Below are 14,550 nucleotides of genomic sequence, written 5' to 3'. Positions count from 1 at the left end.
AAGCGTAGAAAATTAATCAAATAGATAGGTGGTCAATATGCAAACTCCATCTTCAGGACTCAGAACCCTAACAGTTGTGATTGCAATTGTTTTCGGTGTAGTTCTATTAGGCGGCGGAGTATGGCTGGCAGCACTGGGTGGGTCTTGGTACTACATCATTGCCGGTATACTTTTCATTGCAACAGCAATCTTATTACGCAAATTAAATAGTTCTGCTTTATACGTCTATTCAGCATTAGTACTCGGCACAGTTGTCTGGGGACTATGGGAAGTCGGTTCAGACTTCTTCGCGCTTGCACCGCGTTTAGATATTTTAGGTGTGTTTGGCTTATGGCTACTCATTCCAGCAGTGACACGTGGTTTCGATGCCAAAGGTGCTAAAATTGCACTCTCAGGTACATTGGCGATCACCATAGCGGTTATGGCTTATTCTATCTTTAATGATCCACAAGAAATTCGTGGGACATTAACCAGTAAACAGCCAACACCAGCAGCGATTGATGGTATTGCAGATGCAGACTGGCCAGCTTATGGTCGGACTCAATCAGGTTTACGCTATTCGCCTCTGAACCAAATCAACTCAGAGAATGTTAAAGATCTTAAAGTTGCTTGGACCTATCGTACAGGCGAAGTCAAGACGGAAAATGACTCAGGCGAGACGACCAATCAAGTCACACCGATTAAAATCGGTAACAACATGTACCTGTGTACAACACACCAAAAATTGGTTTCTCTTGATCCTTCTACAGGTAAAGAGAAATGGGTATTTGATCCTAAACTCAAAGCCGATAATACTTTCCAACATTTAACTTGTCGTGGTGTTTCTTATTACGATGCAGATAATACCGTTGGGTTCGCTGCAAGTTTACAAGCTAAAAAATCGGCTTCTACAGAATGTCCTCGTAAAGTTATTTTACCAGTCAATGATGGTCGTATTGTTGCTGTAAACGCTGAAACAGGTAAAGCATGTTCTGACTTTGGTCATAACGGTGAAGTTGATTTACAGAAAGACATGCCATTCCCTTATCCAGGTGGTTATATTCCAACATCACCTCCAGTTGTAACAGGCACTACCATTATTATTGGTGGTTCAACAACTGATAACTATTCTACTCAAGAGCCTTCTGGTGTTATCCGTGGTTATGATGTAAATACAGGTGCATTGCTTTGGGTATTTGATACTGGTGCTGAAAATCCGAATCAAATTCCGGGTCCTGGTCAGAAATATGTCCAAAACTCACCGAATGCATGGGCTCCGCTGGCATATGATGCAAAACTCGATATCGTTTATGTACCAACAGGTGTAGGTACACCAGATATTTGGGGTGGTAACCGTACAAAACTGCATGAACGTTATGCAAACTCAATGCTAGCAATCAATGCTACAACAGGTAAATTGATCTGGAACTTCCAAACAACTCACCATGATTTATGGGATATGGATGTACCATCACAACCAACCTTAGCGGATATCAAAGATAAAACTGGGCAAACTGTTCCAGCAATCTATGTATTGACTAAAACAGGAAATGCCTTTGTTTTGGACCGCCGTAATGGTAAAGCAATTGTACCGATTAACGAACGTCCAGTACCACAAAGTGTAAAACGTGGTCCGCAAACTAAAGGTGAGTTTTATTCTCCAACACAACCGTTCTCAGACTTTAACTTAGCTCCTCAAGAAAAATTAACGGATAAACAAATGTGGGGTGCAACCATGTTTGACCAGTTAATTTGTCGTGTGTCATTCCACAAGTTAAATTATGACGGTATTTATACCCCACCTTCAGAAAACGGAACTTTAGTTTTCCCTGGTAACTTGGGTGTATTTGAATGGGGTGGCTTATCACTTAACCCTGATCGTCAAATCGCGGTCATGAATCCAATTGGCCTACCTTTTGTCAGTCGATTGATTCCTGCTGATCCTAACCGTAAACAAACAGCTAAAGGTGCAGGCACAGAAGCGGGTGTTCAACCCATGTACGGTGTTCCTTACGGTGTTGAAATCAGTGCATTCCTTTCACCATTTGGCTTACCATGCAAACAACCTGCATGGGGTTATGTTGCTGGTGTAGATTTGAAAACGCATGATGTTGCTTGGAAACGTCGTATTGGTACAATTCGTGACAGTATGCCAGGTATTCCATTGCCACCATTTAAAATGGGTGTGCCAATGTTAGGTGGTTCGATCTCAACTGCGGGTAATGTGATGTTCATTGGAGCAACTCAAGATGATTACATCCGAGCGATCAATGTCAGCAATGGTGATGAGCTATGGAAAGGTCGTCTACCTGCGGGCGGGCAAGCAACACCAATGACCTATGAAAGCAATGGTAAACAATACGTTGTGATCATGGCGGGTGGTCATGGTTCATTTGGTACCAAAATGGGTGACTCTATCGTTGCTTATGCATTACCAGATAAATAATATTAAATTGAGGTAAATAAAAAACAGGTCTTGATGACCTGTTTTTTATTGCTTTATTTTAACCCATACCATTGTTTGAAAGTGAATCTGCTTTTTGAATGAGACGGATATTCTATCCCCTGTTTGATAGCGATATCCAATCCTTAAAATGCCCTGCTCTTTACCTGACCATCAAAATGAAAACAATCTTCAATACGAATTTTTTGCACAGGTGAAAGTTGGTCAAAATCAAACCATCGATACTCTGAATGCTCATCACTTAAATTGATTGGCTGATCGCTCTGCAATGTACACTTAAACATAAATGCGTGGGAATTTACTGCAGAATGATAATAAACCCCTGATAAATATTCGATCGAAACTTCACAACCTAATTCTTCTTGGCATTCACGAATTAGCGCTTCATGCACTGTTTCACCTTGATCCAATCCACCACCAGGTAAACCCCATGCACAATCAGCATAAGTCGCTTTCAATAATAAGACTTGTCGATTTTCATTAAAAATCACAGCGTGCGAACTCAAACGATAAAAATCATGAAATCCCATTGCTCAGAACCCAATTAATTTATTATCTTGCCAAATAACATTTTGAAAAAATCAAACGTAGCGCATAAACAATTGCCATAGCAAAAACAGCATAACCCACTTGCGTAAATATCATCGGAATACAGAGTACAATGGCTGCTGTAATTGGATAAAACCATTTCTTAATCCCTGAAAGATGGTGAATTTCCTGCAATAACCAAAGGCTCGCAGTATAGACAATCAAAGAGATTGCAACAAAATAGCTAACAATGTCAGCCGAGATTTCAGCTTTATGCGTCACAACATCCACGGCAGCAGCTAAACCTGCGCCAAGAGCTGCAATACTCACGAAAATAAAAAAATGACCATAGCCCCATGAAAATGCACGCTTACGGCTATTGAGTCGTTCAGCAACATCATGATCAAAATAAGCCCACCACATAGTAAACATAATGAGTAGCCCACCAATCATCAAAAAGATTAACTCTTGGCTTAATAACTGATTGTTTAATGCATCAGAAATTGCAGCAAAACTACCAATGATCGATTCACCAAGGACAATAATCGTAAGTAAGGCATAACGCTCGGAAATATGATGTGGATGCCAAGGCGTCATATTATGTGCTTCAGCAAAGATTGGCACAGTCAGTTCAGCGACCACCAAAAGTAGAAACAAATAAAGGGTGAAATTGATCGGCGTAAAATGAAAAAGTAACCAGCCAATCTGTACGATGATAATACCAGTTGCATATCTCAATGCTGTTTGTTTACGCTCAGGATCATTTTTAGCAACACGAAACCATTGTGTAACGAGGCCCAAACGCATGATGACATAACCAATAATGATCACATCAAAATCTTGTTGTTGAAATGCGCTAGGTATCCCTGCTGCAATCACAAGTGAACCAATAATCTGCACAAAGGTCATGATTCGATAAAATACATCATCATTGTCATAGGCAGATGCAAACCAGCTAAAGTTCATCCATGCCCACCACAATGCAAAAAACACCATAAAATAAAGTGTTAAGCCATGGGATAAATGATTTTCGATAATGCTATGGTGTAATTGTTGCCCTGCTGTGGCAATGGCTACGACAAAAATTAAGTCAAATAATAATTCTAATGAGGTTGCTGCGCGATGTGGTTCGTGCGGATTTCGTGGAGCAAGTGGCTTTAACCACCCATATTTTACAAATAATGAATTTGGCATTATTTTCACATTATTGGGATTATTATCATGATTTTTTCAAAACTCTAGCTTTCATTCAAGTAAAAAACTGAGTTCTTTTGACAATTTTGTTAATGATCCAAAATGTATCGGAAAAATTTAAAAATTCATCAATAAAAAGCCCAATCAAAGGGCTTAATAACGAATAAATCTATTGGGCTAAACCACTAATTTCAATTTAGAAATATCCTTGATCACGATGGCTTTACCAGTGCTCATATCAATTGGCATAGAAATATGTTGATGAACCACTAACCATTGGCCTCCTTTCTTTTTAAGGCATAATGTCGTTCGGCACCATGGCATCTGTATCTTTTCTTTAAGCACAGCATTCTCCACTTTTGAATGGCAATGCAATACAGCTAAATCGTTTGATACATAAATTTTCATATTTCGACGTACAATCTGCACATTTTCACTAAAATATGGACTGAACTTCTCCCATTCTTTTTTGTATGCATCAACACCGTCTAATTGTATACTCACATCAAACATATTGACATCATCGGCACATTGATCTAAGAGATGATCAATTTTATTACCAAGAACAGCAGCATCCCATAATTCAATTTGAGATATTATCTCGTCAGCAATTTTCACATTACCATCGATTGCTATTTTCATCATAAAACCTCATTATTCTTGTTTGTGATGAATTTAACACTTAATAAGTATTATGTGAAGTTTTTTGTTTATTTTTTCCAGCATAATCAATTTAAATCAAATATCACAGTTACTTAATTCGATTTAATCAGTTTATAAAACAACAATATTATGCTTAGAGATAAACAAAACCTTTCACAAAAATAAATCACTCAATAATACAAATAGATATATTAAGTTAGTCTTTCATCATCAAAAACTTACCTCTTAATTTGATTAATAATACTTTAAAAACTCATTAATTAAAGTTAATAATAATTTTAATTAATGTTGAATCTTTTATTAAATAATCATTCTCCTTTTATTTAATATTGAAGTTAGCCTAACATATTTAAACTTTTAAAAAGCTTTAAAAAAATCATAAAAGATCATGAAAAAAAATCATATTAACTGTTGAGTATAAGGAGAAATTCAAAGCCAAAAATATAGATAAACTCTCTAAACCGATACCGACCTAAAGCGAATATATTGTGATTAGGGTAATTATTCTATACAACTTAATAATACATTTTTTTATCGTTTGTTTTTGGTTCAAAAAAAAGCACATCATTGCAATGACATGCTTTTAGTGATTGATGTGGGTAATTTATTGCTGATCCTATGCCTGTTCTGTTAAATCTTTTACTTTCTCTGATAGACCATTTTTCTTAACTGACTCAATACCATTATCTCGAGCAGCATCGCCTGAATAGAATTGACTTGTTCCGATAATTTGATGATTTGCTGCTTTTAAGTTGAAATAAGGTTTACCATTTTTCGCTTCTAAACGATCATAACGTGCATCATCAGGGCTATTTTTTTGCACGGATGCAATCCCATTTTGTGCAGAAGCTTTAGCTTTATAAAGCTCGCTGGTGAGAATAATTTCCCCATTTCCGGCTTTTAATACAAAGCGATATTGACCATCTTTAGCTTGACTAATTTCATACCATCCTGACATGCTTCACCTCTTCATTATTTTCGGTTTATTTTATTTCACAGCGCTGATTGAACATAAAGTACGCTACTGATATGAAATATAAATGACTTTGCATGTTTAAAAAAGATTAATTTGTTATAACTTTATTCTTTATGTAATCCTGCATTGCCACAAAACCCAAATTACGAAAATTCATTTTATTATCAAAATCATATAAAATTTTAAAGCCATCAAAAAATGACTTTAAATTTTGATTCCAAGTTTAATGATCAAAAAAACCAGTATTGGTATAACTTGGATAGACTGTTTTCATTAAACGCTCTATTTCAACATCATTGCCACGTAAAAAATTTTCTAAACAATCTCGAAATACAGCAAAAGGAACATCATCATTATCAAAACTTGGCATCGCTTCAGATTTAAATAGCCCAAACAAATGCGATTTTTGTTGCTTTTGGTAGAGCTCAGCATGTGTATTAAAGTTAAATTCATTGCGACTATAAACCACAAATAATCCACCAAACTTACGTCCAGTTTGAATATGCTCAATCTGAAAAAATGGAAAATCACCATTGTGCTCTTCCATGTATCCCCATACAGCTTGCTGCATCCAATCAATCTGATCAAAACTACTCAAGATTTGTGTCGCCGCATTACTTTCAAAATCAAGGTAAGTTATTTCAAGTTCTTTAAATAACTCAATTTGAATTTTAAAACTCATCAGGATTACCTTTTATACACATCGCTTTTTTAAAGCATTCAAATTTTTAAGCAATAAAAACACAGAGAATCAAAATAGTGAATCTTGTGTCTCAGCACTCAATTAAGAAATCAAATTAAGAGATTACTGGAATATCAATCCATGCACTGTTCGGAAAATGTTTCATTAAATGATGCTTTAAAAATTCTGCAGTATCTTTTGAAATGACAGCATCCTGAGATTCATCATTTAAATTATAAGCAAGTGCATAAAGTTCTAACCCACGATTTTTTAAAGCTTCTAAACTCAAAATAGTATGGTTAATGCTACCCAATCGCCCTGAACTGACTAAAATCACAGGAAACTTTTTCTCTGCCACATAATCAATTGAAAGCAAAGTAGTTGTTAGGGGTACCATCAATCCACCCGCACCCTCTAACAAGACAACATCATACTTTTCTGTAAGTTGTTGAGTTGCATCTGCAATTTTTTGAAAATCAACCTCACGTCCGTCAATTTTGCTGGCTAAATGAGGAGATGCGGGATAGCTAAAGATTTCAGGCATAGTCAGCTTGGTTTCATCCTCTGGAAACCACCCCATTCCCATAATCTCACGATGTTGTTCGATATCTTCTGAAATATCGGTATTACCAGTTTGGATTAATTTCTGAGTAATGGTTTTCTGACCCTGCTCATTCCATAATTTGGCTAAATACCCCGTGGTATAGGTTTTGCCAATTCCGGTATCTATTCCACTGATAAAGTAAACCGATCCAGTCATGACATTCTCCGCAAAATACAATAAATAGGATGATAAGTCAGTGAGTAGCGTATATTGCCTGACTGATCAGCCTGTGAAAACTGTTGATAGTGATGATAAAAATCGGAGAGACTCTGCTTTGTCCATCTAAAGCCAGATGCTGTCGCAGTCACTCCTGTGGCTTTTAAATGCTGCAAAATATATTTGGGATGTGGAAAATTGAGATGCTCTATTTGCTCGGAAATATGTAGAATTTCAAAACCATTTCGCTTTAATTGTTGTTGCAGATCGTCAAGAGATAAGTAATTCAGACCTTGCCCCGTTAAGCTTTTAATTTCCAGTAAATTATGCTGTCCAAAAGTTGAAAAACAAAAATACGCATTAGGATTTAAATGATGAAAGGCTTGTTGAAAAATACCATTTAAATCACTCATCCATTGTAAAACCGAACTTGAGCTAATTAAGTCTAAATGTTTTGGAAATTCAAGCTGCTCTATATCGCCAATCCGATATTTAATCGGTTTATCCGCAGGAAAATGCTGCTGAACTTCCGGATATAGATCATTTAAAATCAAATGTTTAATTTGAAAATTTTGCAGTAAAAGCTCAGTTAAATTTCCTGAACCACAACCGATTTCAAACACATTTTCATATTGTGCTGGGCAATATTCACTTATTAAATTAAACAGTTGTTGTGCAATACTCTTTTGCACAACTGCATGCTCGGTATAGCTCTGCCCTGCCTGTGCAAAACGCAAGGCAACCTGTGATTTATCAATTTCTGGGGGGGTCACATTCAACTCACAACAACGGAATCAGCTGATCTAGATCAGCTTGGGTGATTTGAGCAGTTAAGCAAATTCGTAGACGTGAGCTGTGTTGCGGCACAGTCGGAGGACGTACAGGCATAATATAAAAACCCTCATCTTGTAAGGCTTTGGCTTTTTCAACCGTTTTAATCGAATCACCCAGAATAATAGGAACAATATGTGATGTTGAGGGGCACTCAAAACCTTTGTTTTGAACAGCCTGTTGTAGATACTGACTTTTAGATTGTAAATGTTGACGGCGCTGATCTAAGCCTAAAACTTTTTGAAAAATAAAGTTTGTCCATGCCATACACATTGGCGGTTGTGCAGTACTGAAAATCAAAGGGCGCATAGAATTAATCAAATATTCCCGAATTACCGCATGACAAATTAAATAACCGCCAACCGAAGCGATTGCCTTACCAAAAGTCCCCACAAGTAGATCAATATCATCAATCACTGTATATTGTTCAGCACAACCTAAGCCCTGCTCACCACGCACCCCAATTGCATGTGCTTCGTCCACATAGAGCATGACTTTTGAAAATTGTTGCTTAATACTCACCAATGCTGCTAAGTCAGTTTCATCGCCATCCATACTAAAAATCGACTCAGTCACCACAATAATGCGCTCAAAAGCCTCATCTGCATGATATTTTTGTAAAAGCTGAGTCAAATGATTTAAATCATTATGGCGATAACGTACATATTTGGCTGAGGATAAACGAATGCCATCAATCATACTGGCATGAATCAATTTATCTGCCAGAATCAGCGTTTTACTGTCTGCAAGTGCAGGTAAAATACCAATATTCATATGATAACCGCTGTTAAATAACAATGCCGCCCGACCATGGAAAGCCTGACTTAAACTATTTTCAAGTAGTTCATATTCTGGAAAATTTCCCGTCAACAAACGTGAGGATGAAGAACTCATTCGTCGTTGATCATGGGGTGTTTCATCAAAAAACTGTTCACGTAATGTGAGATCAGATGCCAATCCTAGATAATCATTTGAAGCCAAATTGAGCATTTGATGCTGATCAAGGCAGATATAGCGACCTTGCTGAACATTCGAACGAAATTGGCGTAAATTGCCTTGCTGCTTAAGCCCATCAAGCTGCTGTGAAAAATGTTCAAGATGTGTATTGATCAAGCTCATGCGCTTTGCTCCATAGCCTTGACCACCTCAACCAATTGCTCAAGTAAAGTTTGTAATTCTTGTGCTGTGATGATATATGGAGGCATAACATAGACCAATTTACCAAATGGTCGTATCCAGATACCACGACGTACAAACTCCTGCTGTAAGGTTTTCATATCGACATTCACAGTCAATTCAACCACCCCTATCGCACCAAGAACTCGCACGTCATGAACATGATTAAAGGACTGTAAGGGCTGTAAAGCATGTCTAAGCTGAGCTTCAATTCGTTGAATATTGCTCTGCCAATCTTGAGAAATTAATAATTGTGTACTTTTGACAGCAACCGCGCATGCCAAGGGATTTGCCATAAAGGTTGGGCCATGCATAAACACCCCCACTTCACCCTGACTTATCGTTTCAGCAATATGTTTGGTGGTTAATGTCGCAGAAAGCGTCATATAGCCACCGGTTAAACTTTTACCGATACACATAATGTCAGGTTCAACTTGTGCATGCTCCCAAGCAAATAGTTTCCCTGTACGCCCAAAACCCGTAGCGATTTCGTCAAAAATCAGCAGAACATTGTATTTTTCGCAAAGTAGTTTGGCTTGACGCAAATATTCAGGATGGTAAAAACGCATCCCTCCCGCACCTTGCACAATCGGTTCAAGAATTAAACCTGCAATCGTTGCATGTTGTTCAGCCAAGCTTTTCTCAAGTTCAGTAATATCACTTTGATCCCATTGCTCATAGAATCCGACTTGTGGTGCTGGAACAAATAAGCGATTGGGCAAACTTGAACCAAAAATTTGATGCATGCCTGTTACAGGGTCACAGACAGACATCGCATTCCAAGTATCGCCATGATAGCCAGATCGCGGAGTGACAAAATTAGTTTTCTCTGTATAGCCCTGTGAAGACCAAAACTGTACCGCCATCTTTAATGCCACTTCTACAGCGACAGAACCAGAATCGGCAAAGAACACTTTATCTAAATTAGGCGGGGTCAGTTGAACCAGTAATTTTCCAAGCTGAATCGCAGGATCATGGGTAAATCCACCAAACATGATATGTGACATATCCTTTAACTGATCTGTCACCGCTTGATTCAACTCAGGATGGTTATAACCATGAATGGCACACCACCACGAAGACATCCCATCTATCAATTGGCGGCCATCTTCAAGTTCAATAGTTGCAGCATAGGCTTTTTTAACCTTGAAGGTCGGTAACGGATTGGTCATAGAAGTATATGGATGCCAAATATGTTGCCGATCAAAGTCCAGATCATCTAACTTTGATTGTTCAAGATTGACATCATCAAACCCATTGTTTAAATCGGTCATCCGTTCACTCCATGTGCATTACAATTACAGCAAAAAACAGTTTAGCGATGTTAAACCTGCGCGCAATAAAAATAAATTGCGAGATTCACCACTGATCCATAGATTTATTCTATTTTTTGTAAATATTGGCAGATTTTGTCACTTAGACTTAAAAAATCAAAAACTGGAACACCATGTGAACCATTGACCAGCTCAACATCTAAAAACTTTGCTGTGAAATTTTTAAATTTCTCATAGACTTTGTGACTAACTAAGAAATCCTGTTGAGCAAATATATGATACTGTTTGCCTGCATAGTTATTTAAGATAGCCACATTATTTAATTGTTCAAGACAGGCCAAACCCTGTTTCAGTAACTCTAAATTTTGTGGCTGAACCAAACTTTGCAAATGTACAAAATCTTCTCGTGTGGTTGCGGTACCCTGGCAAACCATAAAACCAAATTTCTTTAATGTCGCTATCGCATCATGTTCAAAGGACTGTTTAAAGTTATGAAACATTGCTTGGCTCATTGCGGTTTGCCATTCAGCATTTGCGACGAAACAAGGATTAGAAGCCAGTGTAATCAAGACTTTTTGCTGTTGATATTGCTGTTCAATTTGCTTGACTAACAAAGTCGCCAATTGCCCCCCTAAAGACCACCCACAAATCACATCAAAATCTTTGGCTATTTCCACATGCTGTTGTAAGACACTTTCATCCAATGCATTAAAGATATTGATTAATACAACTTCATGGCCTTGCTGTTGTAGAACCTGTTGTAAAGCATGGAGTAGGTTGGTTCCACCGCCCCAACCGGTGATCAGCAAAATACATTGATTCAATTTAAATCACTATAAAACTGTAAAGATGTTTTATTAGATCATGCTTAAAATTGAAGGACAATCAGACTTACAACTATTTCTGATCTTGTAAATCGACCAATAAGTTAGCTGGAATGACTTTTTGCCAAGTGCGTTTAAATTGCTGATGTACTTGATCGATTGCAAACTGACTTTTTTTCGAAATTTCATGTGCTTTTGCAATATCATCTGCACGAGTATAAGCAATCAAATAATCTAGTCCATCGAGTTCCACATGGAACCATGATTCAATATGCACACCTTCAGCCTGAAGTGTTTCAATCGCTTCATGCTTACGCCTATTCAACTCATTTTGCCATGTAATAACATCGTCCATCATGGCCACTTTTAATTGAATCAATACTGCACCAACGTCCATAATTCTACGTCCTATTTATTTTAAATGTACTTTCATCGTAAATAGCATGTGAACAATTGCAAAACATTTTACATACCGGCAAAACCTTAAAATTTGCTAAGATCAAATCAGGATCAATTTAGGAAAGTGTTTGTCATGAAATTATCACGACTGTTCAGTATTAGCTTACTTTCCGTTTCAGCTTTATGCGTATTGAACACGCCCAGCCATGCGGAAAGCTCTATCCTCTCCAAACTGGATTCCAACCAAAAGCAATGGGTAGGTAAGCCTGCACCAAGTTTTAAACTACAAGATCAAAATTCAAAATGGCATGATCTGAGTCAATATAAAGGTAAATGGGTTGTTTTATATTTTTACCCAAAAGATGATTCACCTGGCTGTACTCAAGAGGCCAATCAGTTTAAATCACTCTACCCACAATTTATAAAAAACAATGCGGTGGTACTCGGTGTAAGTTTGGATGATGTGAAATCTCATCAAAAATTCTCCGAAAAGCTGGGACTAAATTTTCCAATTCTTGCCGATAGTAATCATCAACTCGCAGACCAATTTGGAATTATCCGAAACTTAGGTATCGCCAAAATAGCAAAACGAGAAACTTTTTTGATTGATCCACAAGGAACAATTGTTTATCACTATAGTAGTGTAAATACTCAAACCCATGCTGATCAAGTTTTAGCGGATATTCAGAAGTTTTCAAAAAAATGAAGACTGAAGTATAAAAAAAGCCTTTAGATGAATGTCTAAAGGCTTTTTTAATCTAAAACGTCTCACCTTAAGCAAGAAGCTTAGTGTGTCTTACATTTGAGATTGAATATAATTCTGTAAACCAATTAGCTCAATCAAACCTAATTGTTTTTCAAGCCAGTAAGTATGATCTTCTTCAGTATCGTTCATTTGTTGACGAAGCATATCACGGGTCACGTAATCGCCTTTTTCTTCACATAGCTTTACGCCTTGCGCCAGTTTTTCACGCACATGATATTCCAATGCCAAATCGGCTTTTAAACAAGTTACAACATCTTCACCTGTGACAATATCGTCACGATTCATGTTCGGCGTACCTTCAAGGAAAAGTACGCGGCGAATTAAAGAATCTGCATGTGAAGCTTCTTCTTGCATTTCATGATCAATACGTTCATAAATTTTGCTTAAGCCCCAATCTTCATACATACGTGAATGAATAAGATACTGATCACGAGCAGCCAGTTCGCCACCGATCAACATGTTTAGATAGTCTATGACTTCTGGATTGCCACGCATTTCACTTACTCCACATTCTTTTGCAATAGTATGGACAAATTCCACAAGATTTGCAAAAGACAAAATGTGTAAGTTTATGATTTTTATAAAATTAAAATGATAAGCATACGCATTTGCAATTTGAATAAGCATTTTTCCATATATAAAATAACTGCTTACAATCTTGCACTGATGGTTGATTGGTATTTTTTTCTTTCAAATTCTAAATGATTTATTTTGTAACCATTAAAAATGCTTCTTATTCATCCTCATTATTCTATTTTCTGTTCATTTTCAATGACAGCCCCATCCCTTTATCTTATTGGCTTTTTTTAATACTAATATTTCAAGACAATTTTAACTTTAATATTTATGATATTGAATATTAACAATTAGCAGGAAAAAAATAATGTCTCAGGGAAACACATCAGCACCCATTCTAGTTACAGGTGCAACAGGCTATATCGCCAGTTGGGTGATTAAAAAATTACTTGAGCAAGGTTATACCGTGCATGCGACAGTACGTGATCTGAATAAAAAACAAAGCTTTGCACATTTAGAGAAAATCGCACAAGCAAGCTCTGGTACACTAAAACTATTTAAAGCTAACCTTTTAGAAAATGGTTCTTTTGATGAAGCCATGCAAGGCTGTGAAGTTGTGTTACATATGGCTTCACCATTTGTTGTAACCAATTATAAAGATGCCGTTAAAGATATTATTGAACCGGCAATTTTAGGCACGGAAAATGTCTTAAATAGTGTCAATAAAATAGATTCTGTCAAACGCGTTATTGTGACCTCAAGTATCGCCTCTACTTATGGCGATGCAATTGATATTTTAAAAACACAGCATAATCAGTTTGATGAATCTCACTGGAATACCACCAGTTCAACCACGCACCAACCGTACCCTTATTCGAAAGTTATGGCAGAGCGTAAAGCATGGGAAATGGCGGAAGCACAAAATCGTTGGACGCTGATCTGTGTCAACCCTGCATTGGTACTTGGTCCATCACTGACCGCAAATACACAGTCAGGGAGTGTGGAAGTTTTAGAGCAGTTTGCCAACGGCATGACCTTACTCGGTGTCCCACCGATGTGGAATGGTATTGTAGATGTGCGTGATGTTGCCGATGCACATCTTTTGGCAGCATTCAAGGAAAATGCAGCTGGACGTTACGTTATTAGTGGTGGTTCACTCAGCCTCTTGGAAATGGGTAAAATTTTACGTCAAAATTTTGGACAAAAATTTCCTTTTCCACGCAACCAAGTCCCGAAAAAAGCGTTTAAATTCATTGGACCTGTATTTGGCTATTCACGTGATTTTATTGAAAAGAATATGGGCTACCCTATCTTTTTTAATGCTGATAAAAGCAAACAAGAATTGGGGATGAGTTATCGTAATATTGAAATCAGTTTAGTCGAGCATTTCCAGCAGCTTCTTGATGACGGTGTGGTAAAGAAATATATTTAATAACAGCTCAAATGATTGTTAAATCAAAAAAGCCTTTTTCAATCATGAAAAAGGCTTTTTGGCTTATAGCGCTCAATATCAGCTAA

General features: G+C 37.2%; 15 protein-coding genes. 3 read left to right on the top strand and 12 right to left on the bottom strand.

Annotation, left to right across the window (positions count from 1 at the left end):
- The first annotated feature begins 37 nt into the window (after positions 1–37).
- Positions 38–2,425: a glucose/quinate/shikimate family membrane-bound PQQ-dependent dehydrogenase gene (locus AC2G3J_RS03135; RefSeq protein WP_419360666.1), complete on the top strand. Its 2,388-nt coding sequence runs from the start codon at positions 38–40 to the stop codon at positions 2,423–2,425.
- A gap of 143 nt (positions 2,426–2,568) precedes the next feature.
- On the opposite strand, the gene AC2G3J_RS03130 is transcribed toward AC2G3J_RS03135, so the two are convergent.
- The 11 genes from AC2G3J_RS03130 to AC2G3J_RS03080 form a co-directional block, all read right to left on the bottom strand.
- A complete protein-coding gene (locus tag AC2G3J_RS03130) occupies positions 2,569–2,973 on the bottom strand; it encodes an NUDIX hydrolase (protein ID WP_336954356.1) in 405 nt (134 codons plus the stop codon).
- A 22-nt stretch (positions 2,974–2,995) separates the two neighbouring features.
- The gene (locus tag AC2G3J_RS03125) at positions 2,996–4,165 is read right to left on the bottom strand and encodes a low temperature requirement protein A (protein WP_336954355.1); all 1,170 of its coding nucleotides are present in this window, start codon (positions 4,163–4,165) and stop codon (positions 2,996–2,998) included.
- A 177-nt stretch (positions 4,166–4,342) separates the two neighbouring features.
- Entirely contained in the window at positions 4,343–4,807 is a 465-nt protein-coding gene (locus tag AC2G3J_RS03120; protein WP_336954398.1) for a YybH family protein, read from the bottom strand.
- A 637-nt stretch (positions 4,808–5,444) separates the two neighbouring features.
- Positions 5,445–5,786 (bottom strand): YegP family protein, encoded by a 342-nt coding sequence (locus tag AC2G3J_RS03115; protein ID WP_336954354.1) that lies wholly within the window; start codon positions 5,784–5,786, stop codon positions 5,445–5,447.
- Positions 5,787–6,027: 241 nt separating this feature from the next.
- A complete protein-coding gene (locus AC2G3J_RS03110) occupies positions 6,028–6,486 on the bottom strand; it encodes a hypothetical protein (RefSeq protein WP_336954353.1) in 459 nt (152 codons plus the stop codon).
- Between the two features lie 115 nt (positions 6,487–6,601).
- Positions 6,602–7,246 carry a dethiobiotin synthase gene (bioD, locus tag AC2G3J_RS03105; protein WP_336954352.1) on the bottom strand — a complete coding sequence of 215 codons (645 nt, stop codon included), beginning with the start codon at positions 7,244–7,246 and terminating at the stop codon, positions 6,602–6,604.
- Positions 7,243–8,019, bottom strand: a complete 777-nt coding sequence (bioC, locus tag AC2G3J_RS03100) for a malonyl-ACP O-methyltransferase BioC (RefSeq protein ID WP_336954350.1) — start codon at positions 8,017–8,019, stop codon at positions 7,243–7,245. The genes bioD and bioC overlap by 4 nt, the downstream gene beginning before the upstream one ends.
- A 7-nt stretch (positions 8,020–8,026) precedes the next feature.
- Positions 8,027–9,196, bottom strand: coding sequence for an 8-amino-7-oxononanoate synthase (locus tag AC2G3J_RS03095; protein WP_336954349.1), 1,170 nt, complete (start codon positions 9,194–9,196; stop codon positions 8,027–8,029).
- Positions 9,193–10,425, bottom strand: coding sequence for an adenosylmethionine--8-amino-7-oxononanoate transaminase (gene bioA, locus AC2G3J_RS03090; RefSeq protein WP_419820747.1), 1,233 nt, complete (start codon positions 10,423–10,425; stop codon positions 9,193–9,195). Before bioA ends, AC2G3J_RS03095 begins: the two co-directional genes overlap by 4 nt.
- Positions 10,426–10,631: 206 nt before the next feature.
- Positions 10,632–11,351 carry an alpha/beta hydrolase family protein gene (locus tag AC2G3J_RS03085; protein ID WP_336954347.1) on the bottom strand — a complete coding sequence of 240 codons (720 nt, stop codon included), beginning with the start codon at positions 11,349–11,351 and terminating at the stop codon, positions 10,632–10,634.
- Positions 11,352–11,424: 73 nt separating this feature from the next.
- Positions 11,425–11,748, bottom strand: coding sequence for a DUF6176 family protein (locus tag AC2G3J_RS03080; protein ID WP_336954346.1), 324 nt, complete (start codon positions 11,746–11,748; stop codon positions 11,425–11,427).
- Between the two features lie 135 nt (positions 11,749–11,883).
- Between AC2G3J_RS03080 and AC2G3J_RS03075 the strand changes: the two genes are divergently transcribed.
- Complete coding sequence (locus AC2G3J_RS03075) at positions 11,884–12,456, top strand: peroxiredoxin (RefSeq protein ID WP_336954345.1); 573 nt, start codon at positions 11,884–11,886, stop codon at positions 12,454–12,456.
- Positions 12,457–12,546: 90 nt separating this feature from the next.
- On the opposite strand, the gene ftn is transcribed toward AC2G3J_RS03075, so the two are convergent.
- On the bottom strand, positions 12,547–13,011 hold the full coding sequence (gene ftn, locus AC2G3J_RS03070) for a heteropolymeric bacterioferritin subunit Ftn (RefSeq protein WP_336954344.1): 465 nt from the start codon (positions 13,009–13,011) through the stop codon (positions 12,547–12,549).
- Between the two features lie 388 nt (positions 13,012–13,399).
- Between ftn and AC2G3J_RS03065 the strand changes: the two genes are divergently transcribed.
- Positions 13,400–14,464 (top strand): SDR family oxidoreductase, encoded by a 1,065-nt coding sequence (locus tag AC2G3J_RS03065; protein WP_336954343.1) that lies wholly within the window; start codon positions 13,400–13,402, stop codon positions 14,462–14,464.
- The last annotated feature ends 86 nt before the right edge of the window (positions 14,465–14,550 follow it).

The organism is Acinetobacter legionensis (assembly GCF_057165765.1).
Note: the sequence above shows the minus strand (reverse complement) of the source record. Positions and strands in the feature narration are given on the sequence as shown.